At 70.9% G+C, this 14,153-nt stretch carries 10 protein-coding genes; 6 read left to right on the forward strand and 4 right to left on the reverse strand.

Translation table 11 applies throughout. From position 1 onward, the window contains the following. The first annotated feature begins 208 nt into the window (after positions 1 to 208). Positions 209 to 967 carry a GntR family transcriptional regulator gene (locus Raf01_RS43040; RefSeq protein WP_203923925.1) on the forward strand — a complete coding sequence of 253 codons (759 nt, stop codon included), beginning with the start codon at positions 209 to 211 and terminating at the stop codon, positions 965 to 967. On the opposite strand, the gene Raf01_RS43045 is transcribed toward Raf01_RS43040, so the two are convergent. Continuing rightward, positions 939 to 2,405, reverse strand: coding sequence for an arylsulfotransferase family protein (locus Raf01_RS43045; RefSeq protein WP_203923926.1), 1,467 nt, complete (start codon positions 2,403 to 2,405; stop codon positions 939 to 941). The two genes, Raf01_RS43040 and Raf01_RS43045, sit on opposite strands and share 29 nt — an antisense overlap. Before the next feature lie 354 nt (positions 2,406 to 2,759). On the opposite strand from Raf01_RS43045, the gene Raf01_RS43050 reads away from it, so the two are divergent. Then, positions 2,760 to 5,558, forward strand: coding sequence for an AfsR/SARP family transcriptional regulator (locus Raf01_RS43050; RefSeq protein ID WP_203923927.1), 2,799 nt, complete (start codon positions 2,760 to 2,762; stop codon positions 5,556 to 5,558). 53 nt (positions 5,559 to 5,611) lie between these two features. Here the strand turns inward: Raf01_RS43050 and Raf01_RS50235 are convergent, their stop codons facing one another. The 3 genes from Raf01_RS50235 to Raf01_RS43065 all read right to left on the reverse strand — a co-directional run bounded on the left by Raf01_RS50235 (position 5,612) and on the right by Raf01_RS43065 (position 9,077). Then, positions 5,612 to 6,451 (reverse strand): peptidase inhibitor family I36 protein, encoded by an 840-nt coding sequence (locus Raf01_RS50235; protein ID WP_239134425.1) that lies wholly within the window; start codon positions 6,449 to 6,451, stop codon positions 5,612 to 5,614. 166 nt (positions 6,452 to 6,617) lie between these two features. Continuing rightward, a complete protein-coding gene (locus Raf01_RS43060) occupies positions 6,618 to 7,643 on the reverse strand; it encodes a LacI family DNA-binding transcriptional regulator (protein WP_203923928.1) in 1,026 nt (341 codons plus the stop codon). Between the two features lie 204 nt (positions 7,644 to 7,847). Next, complete coding sequence (locus Raf01_RS43065; protein ID WP_203923929.1) at positions 7,848 to 9,077, reverse strand: MFS transporter; 1,230 nt, start codon at positions 9,075 to 9,077, stop codon at positions 7,848 to 7,850. A 110-nt stretch (positions 9,078 to 9,187) separates the two neighbouring features. Here Raf01_RS43065 and secA2 point away from each other — a divergent pair, with 110 nt between their 5' ends. The 4 genes from secA2 to kdpA all read left to right on the forward strand — a co-directional run bounded on the left by secA2 (position 9,188) and on the right by kdpA (position 14,129). After that, positions 9,188 to 11,494, forward strand: coding sequence for an accessory Sec system translocase SecA2 (gene secA2, locus Raf01_RS43070; RefSeq protein ID WP_203923930.1), 2,307 nt, complete (start codon positions 9,188 to 9,190; stop codon positions 11,492 to 11,494). Between the two features lie 377 nt (positions 11,495 to 11,871). Continuing rightward, on the forward strand, positions 11,872 to 12,222 hold the full coding sequence (locus tag Raf01_RS43075) for a hypothetical protein (RefSeq protein WP_203923931.1): 351 nt from the start codon (positions 11,872 to 11,874) through the stop codon (positions 12,220 to 12,222). Positions 12,223 to 12,377: 155 nt separating this feature from the next. After that, on the forward strand, positions 12,378 to 12,467 hold the full coding sequence (gene kdpF, locus Raf01_RS51085; RefSeq protein ID WP_203923932.1) for a K(+)-transporting ATPase subunit F: 90 nt from the start codon (positions 12,378 to 12,380) through the stop codon (positions 12,465 to 12,467). Beyond that, positions 12,468 to 14,129: a potassium-transporting ATPase subunit KdpA gene (gene kdpA, locus Raf01_RS43085; RefSeq protein WP_203923933.1), complete on the forward strand. Its 1,662-nt coding sequence runs from the start codon at positions 12,468 to 12,470 to the stop codon at positions 14,127 to 14,129. The last annotated feature ends 24 nt before the right edge of the window (positions 14,130 to 14,153 follow it).

Genomic DNA, 14,153 nt, shown 5'->3' on the forward strand with positions numbered 1-14,153 from the left:
CCGCTGCGCCGCTGCGCCGCTGCGCCGCTGCGCCGCTGCGCCGCTGCGCCGCTGCGCCGCTGCGCCGCTGCGCCGCTGCGCCGCTGCCATATTGTAGACTGTATACGATTCTCGGTTATCCGGTTCGTGACTGATGGTGCTATCGATACTGGTAGGCATGCCGGTCGGCGGGAGACCATCCGGCGGCGGGGGAGCTGGAGGAGGCGGCATGACAGGCGGTAAGAGATCGCCAGCTCAGCCCGGGACCGATCGAGCCGGGACCGAGCGGGCCGCCGCCCTCCGCGCCGTGCGGGGCCCGGTCACCCGGCCGGTACCGCTGCGCCAGGCGGTCTTCGACGCGCTCGTGGAGCTGATCATCAGCCGTACGCTCCAGCCCGGCGAGCACCTGGGCGAGGGCGAACTCGCCGAGATGCTGGGCGTCAGCCGCCAGCCGGTCCGCGAGGCGTTCCAGCAACTGCACGCGGAGGGCTGGGTCGACCTGCGCCCGGGACAGGGCGCGTTCGTCCACGCCCCGACCGAGAAAGAGGCGGACGACCTGCTCGCGGTGCGGACGCTGCTGGAGACCGAGTCCGCCCGGCGTGCCGCCGCGCTGCGCACCGACGAGGACGTCGCCCACCTGTGGCAGTTGTGGGAGGCGGGCCGCAAAGCGGTCGCCGCCGAGGACCCGGAGCGGATGGTCGGCGCGAACGCCGAGCTGCACGCCTACATCCTGGGCATCGGCGACAACGCCGTGCTCGCCGAGCTGTCCGCCCAGGTCGACCGCCGGGTGCGCTGGCACTTCACGCCGGTCGCGGCGGCCCGGGGGAGCGCGTCGTGGGACGAGCACGCCGACCTGATCCGCGCCATCGCCGACGGCGACCAGGACCGGGCGGCAGCGGTCATGCGCGACCACACCGAACGGACCCGCCGGCTGACCCGGGACGGCCCGTCCGCAGCCGCTACGCCCTCAGCGCCGACGCCACGGTGATCGTGGCCGAGCTGCCCAGGACCTCGTTGTGGGAGTCCAGGGCGTCGATGGCCACGAACCTCGCCCGCTCCACGGTGATCGGGGTCTCGAAGCCGGACCGGTGAGCCAGCGCGACCGCGGTGAGCGCGTCCGCGCCCGGGCCGCTGCGGACCATCCAGCGGGCGATCCGGGTGGCGCCGTTCCAGCTGACGTGGACGGTCATCTCGCCGGTGCGCGTGTGGTCGCCGCCGGCACCGGGCGTGATGGCCACCGCGGGCGTGTCGATGGGTGCGGCTTCGAAGTTGGCGCGGAAGGCGCGGTACGAGTAGTTGCCGCCCAGCAGTTGCGCGTCGTACCGCAGCGAACCGTCGCACGCGTACTCGGAGAAGTACGGCTGCTGCCCCCAGCCGACGAAGGAGGCGGCGCCAGGCAGCTCCCGTACGCTGCCCTGAGTCTGGACCGACAGCGCGCTCGGGTGCAGCAGCTGCCGGCGCACGGTGGCGGTACGGGCGGACTCGTCCACGTCCAGGATCAGCCCCCGCGACTGCTTCTCGTCGGTCGTCGCACCGGCTCCGTTGTCGAAGACGCTCAGCGTGCCGTCGCTGCGTCGCCGGACGTCGTGCTGCCAGTGGAACCGGGCGTCGCCGGCGACCCGGAAGTCGCTCCGTTTGCCGCCCAGCCGCCAGATCACCGCGCCAGTACGGCGGTGCACCTTGAGTACCGTCGACAGGTGCCGGCTGGAGATCAGCAGGTTGCCGTCCGAGTCCACGGCGACGGCGTTGGCGTGGAAGAAGTCCCACGGTCCGGCACCCTGTCCGGGACGCGGCTGGTACGACTCGGACAGCGACACGTGATCGCTGGCCCGCCACTGGACCACCGGCCGGCCGGTGGCCACGTCCACCTCGCGGATCACACAGTCGAGAAGGTCGCCGGTCTGCTGGTAGTTGGTGGACAGCGCGGTGCCCGCGTCGGTCAGCTGGAACTCGTGCAGGTCGGTGCTGCCCGGTCCGCCGCTCAACCGGGCCAGTTCGCGGTACCCGCGGTCCAGGACGACGTACTCGCCGCTGCCGTACCCGGTGATGAGCTTGCCCTCCCACCAGGTCAGCACCGGCTCGCCCCGGTAGGTCTGGACCTGGAAGTTGGTCGCCGTCTGGCCCGCCGGCAACGGCCGGAACCAGAGCACCTCGCCGGTCTCGTCGATGATCATCGGGCCGTGCTGCCCGCTCGACGACGTCGGGGTCAGCAGCAGGAGCCCGGGACTGAGTATGCCGCGCACCACCTTCACCGAGATGGCCGGCGGCCGCAGGTCGGTCCGGGACAGGTAGCTGCGGACCGCCGGCCCCTGCGCCGGGGCGGCGGAGTGGGCGGCCACGCCGTAGTCCACACCGCCGAGCGCCGCCGCGGCGGCCAGGCCGGCGCCGCCCACGAGCAGCTCACGTCGGGTTGGTCGTACTGCCATCGGCCCACAGTCGCGCGGATGCCTGAGAGTTTCATGGGCGCAACCTCGGTACCGGATCCAAGCCGCCCGCGCGCCCCGAGGGTCTGTACCCGGCGGCGCCGTTCGTCCCGCGGTGGCGGTTTCGCCAGCGCGCTCTCCCTCGGGAGGCCGCCTGACGTCGACGGCTTGACGTTGACGGCTTGACGTTGACGGCGCAGTTCCAGCCGGAGCGGGAGTCATAATATAGGCGGATATCGCTGTCTACGCCCTCGCCGGCGATGGCGGTCATGTGACGCACACGCCGCGTCCACGCGGATTTCATCGCCCCCGCTCGATTAATGTGATCACACTCTGATCAAACGGAGGTCGAGCTGCGTGGAGACACCGATTTTCGGGATCCTCGGGCCGCTGAGCGTTCGCATGGACGGCGTTGAAGTCCCGATCGCCGCGGCCAAGCTGCGCGTGTTCCTGGCCGTCCTGCTGCTGCGCACGCCCCAAGCGGTGACCATCGATGAGCTGACCGACCTGCTGTGGGAGGATCGGCTGCCGCGGAAGGCCCGCGCGGCGTTGAACACCTACGTTGGACGGTTGCGGCAGATGCTCGGGCCGCTGGGCGGCCGCATTCGAACGGTTCCGGCCGGCTACGTCATCGACCTCCGCGCAGACGAGTTGGACCTGGCCCGATTTCTCGAGCTGCGGGTCACCGGTCAGGCGAAGGCGGCCGAAGGCGGCCACGCGGCAGCCGCCAAGGTGCTGCGTTCAGCGCTCGGCCTGTGGCGTGGCGAGCCACTGGCCGACGTCGCGTCCAGCCGCCTGCAGCGCGGCGACGGCCATGTCCTCACGCAACTGCGCGTGTCGGCCTGGGAGGCATGCCTCGACGCCGAGATCGCCGACGGCAGGCCGCAGGACGTCCTTGGCGACCTCACGCAACTGCTGGCGGCATATCCGCTGCACGAGCGGTTTCACGAGCAGCTCATCACGGCGCTCCATCGCACGGGCCGGCGAGCCGACGCGCTCGCCGCGTTCCAGGCCACGCGGGCCATCTTCGTGGAGGAGCTTGGCGTCGAGCCCGGCGCCGCGCTGCAGCGGCTGCAGCAGGCGATCCTGACCGAGGGCGCGGGACCGGCCACCAGTCCGGTCGCCGTGCGCGGACGAGCCACTGTCGTTCCGGCTCAACTGCCGGCCGACCTCGGCGACTTCACCGGGCGGGCCAGTTCGGTGAGCGCCTTGTGCCGCGCACTCGCCGCCGATCCCGCCCGATCCGACGCCACGCCGGTCGTTGCCGCTGTCACGGGCGCCGGCGGCGCGGGCAAGACCACGCTCGCCGTACACGTCGGCCACCGGGTGCGCGGCGGCTTTCCCGACGGTCAGCTGTACGTGTCCATGCGCGGCAGCAGCGAGTTTCCGATGGATCCAGGCGAGGTGGCCGGCCGGCTGCTTCGTGAGCTGGGCGTTGATCCGGCTCAGGTGCCGGCCGATCAGACGGAGCGCTTCTCGCTGTACCGGAGCTTGCTGGCCGACCGCCGGACGCTGCTCGTCTTCGACGACGTACGGGACACGGTCCAGATCCGCCCGCTGCTGCCCGGTTCGACCCGCAGCGCGGTGATCGTGACCAGCCGGGACGAGCTCGCCACGCTGCCCACGAAGATCCGGGTCGGGGCGGACCTGATGGACGACGAGACCGCGGCGGCGCTGTTCGCCGCGATCGTCGGCCGGCAGCGAGCGGGAGCCGAACCCGGCGCCGTCGACCGGGTGCTGCGGGTGTGCGCGGGGCTGCCACTGGCGATCCGGATCGCGGCCGCCCGAGTTGCCGCCCGTCCGGACAACAGCATCCAGACGTTGGCCGACCGCCTCGCCGACGTACGTTCCCGGCTGGACCAGTTCGACCTCGACGACCTCGGGATCCGCGCGAGCTTCATGGCCAGCTACGCACGGCTGCCGGACAGCACGCGGGCGGCCACCATGTTCCGCACGTTGGGGCTGTGGCCGGGACCGGACATCGGACTGGCCGGCATGGGCGCGTTGATCGGCAACGGTACGGCGGTCACCGGATCGGCCGTGGACGCCCTGGTCGCCAGCCACCTCGTGCAGTGTCCGGCGCCAGATCGCTACCGGTTGCACGACCTCATCCATGTCTACGCCCGTGAGCGGACCGAACACGAGGACCCGCCCGCTACCCGGCAGGCCGCGATGGAACGGCTCCTCGCCTGGTACCTGCACGCGGCGTCGAACGCCGCGGACCTGATCCGCCCGCATCACCTGCCCATTCCGATCGATCCGGCGCCGGCCGGCGTGACGGCCCTCGTCTTCGACGACCACGCCGCCGCACTCGACTGGTGCCAGCTCGAACAAGCCAATCTGATCGCGGCGGTGCGGCTCGCGGCCTCTGCCGGCTCGTACGGCGTCGCGTGGCAGCTGGCGCTGACGCTCTGGTCGTACTACTACGTCGCCAAGATTCGCGACGACTGGACGGCGGCCAGCGAGATCGGCCTGGCCTGCGCACGCCTCGCGGCCGACCGCAGAGCCGAAGGGGCGTTGCTGGCCTGCCTGGGTACCGCGCTGTGCGAGAACCGGCGGTACGACGAGGCGATCGACCACTACCAGCAGGCGCTCGACCTGCATCGCGAGACCGGCGACGCGCAGCGCGAACCTGTCACGCTCAACAGTCTCGCCGTCGTGTACGGCGAACGAGGCCAGTTTCAGCTGGCGCGCGACACGTTCGCCGAGGTGCGCACCCTCCACGCGCGTTCCGGCAACCGCCACGGCGTGGGCCTGGCCATCGCCAACATGGCGCTGTGCTTTGCCGAACTCGGCGACGCCGACGCCGCCATCCGGCACAACCACGAGGCGCTGGGCATCTACCGCGAGGTCGGCGACCACTACAGCGAAGCCATCACACTCGGCAACATCGGCGATGTGTACGCGAGCACGGGCGCCTACCATCGCGCCTCGGAAGCCCTCACCGCGGCGATCACCCTCCACGAGACGGTCGGGAATCGCCACGGACAGGCCCGCGCGTTGGTGACACTGGGCCGCAACCAGAACACCGCCGGCGAACACGCCGCCGCCCGCCGATCCTGGCGGGCGGCCATGCAGATCTTCGAAGACCTGAACGATCCCGAGGCCGCCGAGCCCCGCGACCTGCTGGACAGAGTCGACACCATGCAGCTCTAGGCTCCCGGCCCCGGCGCACCGAGCAGGCGCGCCGAGGCCGGTTGCTTGATCGGTCAGTGGTTCGCCTGGAACCAGGGCTGGGTCCAGCCGAGGTACGGCTTGCCCCAGCGGCTTTCGATCGTTGCGATCGTGGTGACGGTCAGCGTGCCGTTGCCGCCGATGTCGTTGGAGACGAACTGGCCACCGCCGATAGAGATCATCACGTGACCCGCGCCACCGCTGAAGAACGCCAGCCCGCCGGCCGGGACGTTGCGGTCACCCGCGTGCTTGTACGCCGACGGCACCGCGAGCCAGTGGTTGTACGCCGTGGTCGAGCCGGAAGCGCTCCACCCGTACGCCAGGCCGACCACGTGGTCGCAACGGTCGTAGTAGTCGGCGTGGTAGGTGGTCGTCTCGTGCGACTTGGCCCAGGACACCGCCTGTGCGCAGGTGTTCGGGTCCCCGAGGCCCGAGGTCGAGCAGGCGGTGCCGCCGCCCGAGCTGAGGAACTGGTGCGAGGCGTTGTTGTTCTTCAGCGTCGCGTTGAGGTTGCCCTTGGCGCCCGCGGCGAAGTCCTGGTAAGAGCCGGCGTAGCCGGTGTTGTAGTAGACCCGGACGGTCTGGCTGGATCGGTTCCACACCGAGGCGGCGTTGTTCTTGATGCAGGTGCCCGCGCCGTTGCCGGAGCCCTTGAAGTCGTAGCAGGACGGTTCGGTGGTGCCGTAGTCGCTGACCGAGGTGGTGAAGTCGGAGATGGCGCCGGCTTCGTCGCTGTTGTAGTAGTAGCAGAATTCGCCGCTGTCGCAGACGCCGTCACGGGCGGCGGCATTCGCCGGCGAGGCGATGAGGAAGACCGGTGCGGCAAGCGCCAGGGTCGTGGCGATAGTGGTCACGATCCGTCTGAGCATTGTCATTGCTCGTTCTCCTTGTCGCGAGGTGGGAACAACGGGCCGGCTGCGCGTGTGGCGCGGTCCGGGATATGACCACGCGCATCGTCGAACGACCGAATCACGCCACGCTCACGCAACGATCACGCGCCAAATAGGCCCATCGATGCCCAGCGCGATCGATGCCCGGCGCCTACTCGCCGGCGTCGCTCGACTCGCGCACGACCAGCTCGGGCTCGAAGACCACCTGCCGGTGCCGGTGTGTCTCGGCCTGCGCCACTTCCTCGATCAACAGGGACGCGGCGGCCTGGCCCAACTGCATCCGGGGCTGGCGTACCGAGGTCAGCGGCACCGCGGCCGCGGCGGCGAACTCGATGTCGTCGTACCCGACGATCGCCAACTCGCCCGGTACGTCGACGCGGCGGCGGGTCATCTCCTGGAGCAGGCCGAGCGCCAGGAGGTCGTTGGCGCAGAACGCGGCGGTGGGCCGGCGCCGGGCCGGCATCCCGGCGATCCGCTCGCCGGCGATGCGCCCGCCCGCGACGTTGAGCGCGTCGGTCTCGATGAAGCTCAGCTGCCTAGGGTCGCGACCGGCCGCCCGGAACGCGGCTCGGCCGCCGGCCACCCGGTCGGCGACCTGTTTGATGCTGACCGGTCCGCCGACGACGGCGATGCGCTGGTGGCCCTGCCGCAGCAGGTGCCCGACGGCCAGCTCGCCGCCGACCACGTCGTCGACCGACACCGAGCACTGCTGCCGGGAGGATCCGCTGTCGACCAGCACGACCGGGGTGCCGCGGTGGCGGATGTCCTCGATGAGCGTGCTGCGGCCGAGCACCGGGGTCACCAGCACGCCATACACCCGCTGCTCCTCCAGCAGGCTCAGGTAGTGCCGCTCGCGCTCGGTCTTCTCGTCGCTGTTGCACAGGAACAGGGAGAGCCCGGACTCCGCCGCCGTGTGTTCGACTCCGGCCGCGATGTCGGTGAAGAACGGATTGCCCGTGTCCAGCACGATGAGGCCGATCGTGCGGCTGCGCCCGGACCGCATCTGGCGCGCGGCCTCGTTGCGTACGAAGCCGAGTTCGCCGATCGCCCGCAACACCCGGGCCCGGGTGCCCTCGGCGACCTTTTCGGGACGGTTGAGGACGTTGGACACGGTACCCAGGGAAACGCCCGCCCTCGCCGCGACGTCGGTGACACTGACGGACTTCGCGTTTCCCATCACCACCACCAGTCGTCGTGCTTCCCCTGAGCGCAGCCGAGGCCGCCTTCTGGCGGAGGCGAGCACAGGCCCTCGTGCTCGGCCGGGCCGCGTGGCGAGTCTAACGAAGGACTCCACGGCCGGCGGTCGATCGCCGCCGGCCGTGCGCCGGCATGTCTACCGGTCCTCGGTTCTGCCGGTCCTCGGTTCTGCCGGCCCTCGGCTCTACCGGCCCTCGGCGTCGCGGGCGGTCGACAGGGCCAGCGCCGGCCCGGGTGCCGGGTGCCCCGCGGAGGTGCGGGTGCGCGACCGTGCCGCCGGGATCGCGACCAAGGCGGCCACCGCGCCGACCGCTCCCGCGGCGGCGAACGCCGCGCCCGGACCCACATGGTCGATGACCAGCCCGGCGAACGGCGAACCCAGGCTGGTGCCCGCGGTCATCGCGGAGCTGAACCAACCCATCGCCTCCCCGCGCGAGGTCGCCGGGACCAGCCGGCTGAGCGTGTCGTTGGCGGACGCGACGGTGGGCGCGCACAGCAACCCGGCCGGGACGAGCGCCACGCACAGCACCTGCCAGCTCGGCGCGAGGCCGATCGGTGCGGTCAGCAGACCCATCGCGAGCACCAATCCCAGCACCGGCACGCCGCGTCGCAGCCCGCCGAAGATCAGGCCGCCGATCAGCGAGTATGCGCACCACAGCGCGATCACGACGCCGGTCAGCGACACCGCGCCGGCCTGGCGCAGGGTGGCCACGATCGTCAGGTCGGTGCCGCTGAGAATGAACGTCGCCACGCAGCCGGCGACCAGGATCGCCACCAGCGGGGGCCCGACCCAGGTGCGCCGGGGCACGGCGGCCCCGGCCGCGTCGACCCCGTCGGGCCGCACCTGCGGGTTCATGACGAACAGAAGCACCCCGGCGAGCACGATCCCGGTGCCGATCAGCGCGATGGCCGGGCGGCTGCCGAGGGAGGTGGACAGGGCGACGGCCGCGGCCGGTCCGATCATGAAGGACACCTCGACCGCCATCGAGTCGAGGGCGAACGCCGGGCGCCGGTGTTCCTCGGGTACCGCGGTGGACAGGGACTGCCGCACCAGGCCCCAGACCGGCACGCAGAACATCCCGGCGACCGCCGCGACGCCGATCAGCGCCGGATAGGGCAGCACCGGCACGGCGGCCCAGCAGGCGGCCTGGACCAGGGTGGTCACCGCGACCACCGGCCGCCCGCCGCGCCGGTCGAGGAACCGCCCGGCCAGCGGCGAGCCGACCGCGGAGCCGACCGTGTAGGCCGCGGTGATCAGGCCGGCGGCGCCGTAGCCGCGGTGCAGCGCGTTGACCACGTGCAGGGTCAGCGCGATGCCCACCGCGGTGACCGGGATCCGGGCGAAGAACCCGAGCAGCACGATGCCGCGCACGCCGGGCAGGCTGAGCACGTGACGGTAAGGACTGATTCGCATAGCGGAACCATCATGCCCGGGGGGTCTGACAGTCCGTCAAACGTGTTTCCGCCCTGGCTGGTCCGCGAGCGGGCTGACGGCGGCCCCGGCAGCGGCTACCGTGGTTTCGCATGGGGATCAGGGCCGGGTTCGACCGCCTGAGGGAGCGGCCGGGCACGGTCGTCGACACCGCCGCGCTGGCCCGACCGTTGTCCGCGATCGAGGCGCGGGAGGCGTCCGTCGCCGACCTCGACGACGCCGGACTGGCCGCGGCGGCGGCCTCGGTGCCGGCCGACGACCTGGTGGAGATCTGCGCGCTGGGCCGGGAGGCGGCCCGGCGCGGGCTGGGCCAGCGGCCCTATGACGTCCAGCTCGTCGGGGCACTGGCGATGCTCGCCGGGCACGTCGCCCAGATGGCCACCGGCGAGGGCAAGACCCTCGCCGCCGCGATCGCGGCGTTCGGATATGTCCGGCGGGGCTCGCCGGTGCACGTGCTGACCGTCAACGACTACCTCGCCCGGCGGGACGCCGAGTGGATGGCCCCGGTCTACCGGGCGCTCGGCATCACCGTCGGTTGGGTGACCGAACAGTCCACAGTGGACGAACGGCGGGACGCATACCGTCGCGACGTCACCTACGTCTCGGTCAGCGAGGTCGGGTTCGACTACCTGCGCGACGGGCTCTGCCTGACGGTGGACGACCGGGTCCAGCGCCCGCTCGCCACGGTGATCGTCGACGAGGCCGACTCGATCCTGATCGACGAGGCCCGCGTGCCGCTGGTCGTGGCCGGCGGGGTGGAGGGCGCCGACGACCTCGCCCGCCGGGCCGCCGCGATCGTGCGCCGGCTGCGAGGCGGCAGCGACTTCGAGCGGCTCGACGACGGCCGGGCCGTGCACCTCACCGAGGCCGGCCTGCGCGCGACCGAGGCCGCGCTCGGCGGGATCAACCTGTACGCGGTGGAGCACCTGCCCCAGCTGACCGCCGTCAACCTCGCGCTGCACGCCAGGGAACTGCTGCACCGCGACGTGGACTACATCGTGCGCGACGGCGCCGTGGAGCTGGTCGACGAGTTCCGGGGCCGGGTCGCGTTGCGCCGCCGGTGGCCCGACGGGCTCCAGGCCGCGGTGGAGGCCAAGGAGGGCCTCACCCTTAGCGCCCAGGGTGAGGTGTTGGCGACGATCACCGTCCAGGCCCTGATCGGCCTGTACCCGACCCGGTGCGGGATGAGCGCGACAGCCGCCGGGGTCGGCGACGCGCTGCGCGAGTTCTACCGGGTGGAGGTCGCGGTCATCGAGCCCAACCGGCCGTGCGTACGGGTGGATGAGCCGGACCGGGTCTACCTCACGACGGAAGACAAGCACGACGCGCTGCTGGCCGAGATCCGGCAGGCGCACGAGGCGGGCCGGCCGGTGCTCGTCGGAACCCTCGACGTCGAGGAGTCCGAGCGGCTGGCCGCCGACCTGCGCGCCGGTGGCGTTCCGTGCACCGTGCTCAACGCGAAAAACGACGCCGCCGAGGCAGCGATCATCGCGGAGGCGGGCAGCCTCGGCACGGTGACCGTGTCGACTCAGATGGCCGGCCGGGGCACCGACATCCGCCTGGGCGGCGGCGACCAGGCCGGGCACGACCAGGTCGCGGCGCTCGGCGGGCTCTACATCATCGGCACCGGCCGGCACGACAGCGGGCGCGTCGACGCCCAGCTGCGCGGCCGGGCGGGGCGGCAGGGCGACCCGGGCCGCTCGGTGTTCTTCGTCAGCCTCGACGACTCCCTGGTGCTCACCCACGCCGGCAACCTGGTCGACCGGGTACGGCAGCGGGCGGAGTTCGACGATGACGGGCGGGTTCCCGGTCGCAAGGCGCGACGCCTGATCGCGCACGCCCAGCGCGTCGCCGAAGGCAGCAACGCCGAGCTGCACCGCAACACCTGGCGCTACGGATACCTCATCGAGCGGCAGCGCCGGGCCCTCGCGCGACGGCGGGAGGAGTTGCTCACCACCGACGCCCCGGCGCGACTGCTGGCCGAGCGCAGCGGAGGGCGCTACGAATCGGCGTGCGAGCGGGTGGGCGCACCGGTCGTGGACGGCGCGGCCCGCGCCATCGCGCTGTTCCACCTGGACCGGTGCTGGGCGGAGCATCTGGCATACCTGTCGGAGATTCGCGAGGGCGTGCACCTGCGGGTACTGGGACGGCTGGATCCGCTCGACGAGTTCCACCGGTGCGCCGTACCGGCCTTCCGCACCCTGTTCGCCGACGCGGAGCAGCGCACCCTGGACACCTTCGACACCGTCGACCTGTCCGGCGACGGGTGGAGCCTGGCCGACGCGGGGCTGGTGCGCCCGAGCGCGACGTGGACCTACCTGGTGACCGACGACCCGTTCGGCTCCGAGTTGAGCCGGTTCTTCAAGGCGGTCCTCGGCCCGGCGCCGCGCGAAAGCTGACGGTAGGCCTCGCCGCGCGAAAGCTGACGGTAAGCCTCGGTGCGGGTGTCGCCGAGCGGCGAGGGTAGACCCCGGCGCGGCGTCGCCGAACGCTGACCCGGGCGCTGGGACCGGGCAAGTGCCCCCGGCGTGAAGAAAGCGTCAAGATGCGGGTCGCCGCTGTTGTTTTTTCGTCATGACCTCTACCGACTGACTTGCGCTCCGACTGTACTTCGATCCGCGATCCGAGGCGGATCGTGTGTCGCGCCGGTCAGGAGAGGGACGTGTTGATGAGGTCGGGCAGCCGGCGGCTGTCCGTACAGGCTGACACGGACGGTCGCCGAACTCCCGTAGGGATAAACATCGGCATCGGTGCCGGGTTTGTCCTTGTCGCCGCGGTGGTGGCCGCCCCGATTCCGGTGCAGGACACCGGCTGGCGGTTCGCGGTGGTGGCGGTCGCCGTGGGGTGGTCCGCCGTCGTGTGTGTCGACCAGGTCGCGCTGGCTCCGGTCGCCCTGTTGGGCTGGCTGGTGGTCAACGGGTTCCTGGTCGACCGGTTCGGCGAACTCTCCTGGCATGGTTCGTCCGATCTGTACCGGATGATGCTGCTAGTGATGGCAGGCGCACTCGGCCTCGCCGCCGGTGAGGCCCGTCACCAGATTTCCCAGCTGCGAACGCGCTGGCGCGCCGAGGCCGAATGGCATGCCTTGGTGGCTCACATCAATGAGGAGGAGAAGCGCGATGCCTGATCTGGCGTTCGTGCTGTTGACCGTGGCGCTCTTCGGCGTCCTGGCACTGGTGGTCAAGGCGGTGGAGCGGCTGTGAGCGAGCGTATGCGAGCGAACCGGTATTGCGGCGCCAGCGCCGCTCACGCCGCCGCCTCGGAGCGAAGCGAGGCGGCGGCGTGAGCGCGGCGAATATTGCCGGCCTGGTCCTGGCGATCGTGTTGAGCGTATTTCTCGTGGTGGCCCTATTGTTCCCGGAGCGTTTCTAGATGAGTCCCACGGCCGCAGGCGTCATATTCATCGCCTCACTGGTCGTCGTACTGGCGTTGGTTTACAAGCCACTCGGCGACTACATGTACCGCGTGGTCTCCCGGACCAAGCACTCCGTCGTGGAGCGCGGCATCTACCGGGTGATCGGGGTCAACCCGGACGGCGAGCAGACCTGGGGTGTCTACGCCCGCAGCGTCCTGGCCTTCTCGGTCATCTCCATCCTGTTCCTCTACCTGTTCCAGCGTGTGCAGAGCCACCTGTGGCTCTCCCTCGGCTTCACCAACGTGACCCCGTCGTTGTCCTGGAACACCGCGGTCAGCTTCGTGACCAACACGAACTGGCAGGCCTACTCGGGTGAGTCCACGATGGGGCACCTGGTGCAGATGGCCGGCCTGGCGGTGCAGAACTTCGTGTCCGCCGCCGTCGGCATCTCGGTGGCCGTCGCGCTGGTGCGCGGCTTCGCCCGGAGGAGGACCAACCAGCTCGGCAACTTCTGGGTGGACCTGGTCCGGATCAGCATCCGGATCCTGTTGCCGATGGCGGTGATCAGCGCGATCGTCCTGATCGCCGGTGGCGCGATCCAGAACCTGTCGGCGGGTCACGACATCACCACCGTGGCCGGCGCCACCCAACACGTCACCGGTGGCCCGGTGGCCAGCCAGGAAGTCATCAAGGAACTGGGTACCAACGGCGGTGGCTTCTACAACGCCAACAGCGCGCACCCGTTCGAGAACCCGGCCAGCTGGACCAACTGGCTGGAGGTCTTCCTGCTCCTGGTCATCTCGTTCTCGCTGCCTCGTACGTTCGGCCGGATGGTCGGTAGCAACAAGCAGGGCTACGCGATCGTGTCCGCGATGGCCATCATGGCGGTCGGCAGCATCGTCGTGCTCAACGTGCTGCAGGGCATGCACCACGGCACGGTGCCGCAGGCGGTCGGCGCGGCGACGGAGGGTACGGAGAGCAGGTTCGGCGTGCTGAACTCGGCGACCTTCGCCGGGGCGACGACGCTGACCTCCACCGGTGCGGTGGACTCGTTCCACGACTCCTACACCTCGCTCGGTGGCGCCATCCCGATGGCGAACATGATGCTGGGCGAGGTGGCGCCGGGTGGTACCGGTTCCGGCCTGTACGGCATCCTGATCCTCGCCGTCATCACGGTGTTCGTGGCCGGCCTGATGGTCGGGCGCACGCCGGAGTACCTGGGCAAGAAGATCGGTGCCCGCGAGGTCAAGTTCGCCTCGCTGTACATCCTGACCACACCGACCCTGGTGCTGGTCGGCGCGGCCTTCGCGATGGCGCTGGGCGGCGAGCGGGCCTCGATGCTCAACACCGGGGCTCACGGCCTGTCCGAGGTGCTGTACGCGTTCACCTCGGCGTCGAACAACAACGGCTCCGCGTTCGCCGGCATCGGCGTCAACACCACGTGGTACAACACCGCGCTCGGGTTGGCCATGCTGCTCGGGCGGTTCCTGCCGATCGTGTTCGTCATGGGTCTGGCCGGTTCGCTGGCCAAGCAGAAGCCCGTACCGGAATCCACCGGCACGCTCAAGACCCACCAACCGCTGTTCGTCGGCATGCTCGTCGGCGTCACGTTGGTCGTGGTCCTGCTGACCTACCTGCCCGCGCTCGCTCTCGGCCCGCTGGCCGAAGGCGTCCACTGACCACCCGAATTCGTCAAGGAAGAC

The organism is Rugosimonospora africana (genome assembly GCF_016862975.1).
GTDB lineage: Bacteria > Actinomycetota > Actinomycetes > Mycobacteriales > Micromonosporaceae > Rugosimonospora > Rugosimonospora africana.